Annotated in this window: 3 protein-coding genes; all 3 read right to left on the reverse strand. The window is 64.3% G+C overall.

The window, feature by feature from the left end:
- Window positions 1–792 (reverse strand): protein-disulfide reductase DsbD domain-containing protein (locus PHW99_RS04205; protein WP_300174096.1); only part of this gene is annotated, 792 nt, incomplete at its 3' end.
- A gap of 184 nt (window positions 793–976) precedes the next feature.
- The gene (locus tag PHW99_RS04210; protein WP_300174098.1) at window positions 977–1,330 is read right to left on the reverse strand and encodes a DUF167 family protein; all 354 of its coding nucleotides are present in this window, start codon (window positions 1,328–1,330) and stop codon (window positions 977–979) included.
- Window positions 1,327–1,914, reverse strand: a 588-nt coding sequence (locus PHW99_RS04215) for an alanyl-tRNA editing protein (protein WP_300174100.1), incomplete at its 5' end; no start/stop codon positions are given. The genes PHW99_RS04215 and PHW99_RS04210, both read right to left, overlap by 4 nt.

Below are 1,914 nucleotides of genomic sequence, written 5' to 3' on the forward strand. Positions count from 1 at the left end.
CGGTGGCGCTGGCAGGGCGGCGGGTGCCGGTGCGGCTGCACCGGGTGCGGCCTGTGCTGGCCAGGTGCCACTGACGGTGGCTGTGCTGGAAAAGCCCTGGCGGCGGCCAGCCGCGTCGGCGACCAGCACCAATGGCAGGCTGGCCGGACTGGCACCCCGATGGGTAGCGATCGGCACACTGGCCGTCCACACCGCGCCTTGCCAGGCCTGCGTCCAGGGGGCCGCCGTTTCAATCACCTCGGGAATTTCAGGGAAAAATTCCAGGGTCTTGCCCTGCAGCGCGGCGGGCAGGTTGGCCACGGTGAGTTTCAGCCGGTTGTTCTCAAGGGTGATCTGGCTCTGGCCGGACAAGGCTTGGGGCTGGGCCTGGAAGGCGGCCTGGAAATCGGCATTATTGAGGGCGGTGGACCCTTTGACCGGCAGGCTCAGGGTGAAGTCGCCGTCCTGCGGCACACATTCCTGCTTGCAGACCAGCCAGCTGGCTTGCAGCCGGATGACCAGTTCCGGGGTGATCGGCGAGGGTTTGAAGTCGGGTGTGATGGTCAGGGGCACCGGCAGCAGCACGGTGTCGTCATAACCATAGTTGGCCAGGTTGCCGATCGGGATTTTTTTGGGCAGGGGCCAGGCCACGTCACCCGCCAACACCCCGGTGGGCAGGGTCCAGCTTAGCGTGGTGGGCTGGCCGGAGTCGCCGGAATTCTTCCAGTAAGTGTGCCATTGCGGCTGGTGCTGCAGCTGCAGACCGACCCAGACCGTCTTGCCCGGTGTCGCGCCATCAGGGGCGTGCGCCATCAGTTCGGCCCGCACCTGCTCGGTTGAGACCACACTTTTTAGGCTGTTTGGCGCCTGAGCCCACGTCAATAGGCTGCTGGTAGCTATCAAAAAAGCAGCAAAAAGCGGGCGAATAAGGCGGGTCGGTGAAGTCATAAGCTCGTCAGAGTCAATTGGGCGCGGGGAGTTCCGGCGGTGGGGATGTTCATTCATCGTCTGCCGGGAACAGCGACGACTGGTCGGCCTGTTTGGTGAACACCGCCGGTAGCTTGGTGGGGGCTTTGATGCGCAGCTGCTTGTTGACGTTCATGCGGCCAAACACCACCTCGATGTCGGCGGCGGTCACGCCAAAGTGCGGTGCCAGAAAGCGCAGCATGTGGTCAGTGGCGCGCCCGGCCACGGGCGCGGCGGTGACGCTGACCTTGAGCTGTTTGCCGTAGGGCTTGCCAATGGCATCCTTGCTGGCGCTGGGTTTGCCCAGGATGTTGACCACCAGCACGTCGCCGTCCCAGCCGAAAAAATCGCCGTCCTTGATGAACTTGCCCTTGTCGCGGCTCATGCGGCAAACCCCAGCACCACGCGGCGTGTCATGGCGGACTTTTTCTCGATCTTGGTGACAATGACCTGGCCGATCTCTGCGGTGTTGGCCACATGGGTGCCGCCGCAGGGTTGCAGGTCGATCAGCGTGTCGCTGCCGATCTGGATGGTGCGAATCTGCCCGCTGCCGCGCGGCGGCTGCACCGACATGCTTTTCACCAGCGCGGGGTTGGCATCCAGCTCGGCGTCGGTGATGGCGCCGACCGTGACCGGGTGCGCGGCGGCCACCAGTTGCGCGATGGCGGCGCTCAGGGCCTCTTTGTCCAGCGGCTCGTCCATGTTGAAGTCAATGCGCGCGTAGTCCGGCGTGATCGAGCAGCCGTTGACCAGCTTGGGCACGATCTGGCACAGCAGGTGGCTGGCGGTGTGAAAACGCATCATGCGGTGCCGGCGCGCCCAGTCGATGCGGGCAGTGACGGTGTCGCCCACAGCCAATGGGAGAGCGGATGATTGCTGCGGATTTAATAGCTGCTCAAGCACATTGGGTGCGGGCTGGTGGCAGATTTGACTGGTGAAGGTGCCATCCTCGGCTTTGCCCTTGCGGGT

Origin of the sequence: Rhodoferax sp. (assembly GCF_028689305.1) — a bacterium.
In the GTDB taxonomy this organism is placed as follows: Bacteria; Pseudomonadota; Gammaproteobacteria; order Burkholderiales; family Burkholderiaceae_C; genus Rhodoferax.